1 pseudogene (cut by a window edge) is annotated in these 319 nt (G+C 68.3%); it reads left to right on the top strand.

Going from position 1 to position 319, the window contains the following annotated elements:
• Window positions 1–319, top strand: a pseudogene (locus GEV06_29085) (hypothetical protein); it begins 274 nt to the left of the window's first position.

The following is a 319-nucleotide window of genomic DNA, read 5'->3' as shown; positions in this document are numbered from 1 at the left end:
GCCGCAGGATGTCACCGTGGTCAATCCTGATGGCGGGAGCGACACGGCGCCCGGGGCGTTCACGTACGGTGCGGCTGTTCCGCCCACGATCGTCAGCATCACGCCGCCGTCAGGTCCGGTCGACGGTGGCACGCCCGTCACGATCAGCGGCACGAACTTCAATGGCACGTCTGTGACCTTCGGAGGCGAGGAGTCGCCGGAGGTCACGGTGCTGAGCGCGACGACGCTGGTAGCGGTGACGCCGCCCGCGCCGGAGGGATCAACGCCGCCGCTCACGGTGGACGTTGTCGTGATCACCGAGAACGGTTCAGCGACGCTC

The sequence above is a fragment of the Luteitalea sp. genome, from assembly GCA_009377605.1.
Lineage (GTDB): Bacteria > Acidobacteriota > Vicinamibacteria > Vicinamibacterales > Vicinamibacteraceae > WHTT01.
This window is presented reverse-complemented; position numbering and strand designations above follow the sequence as displayed.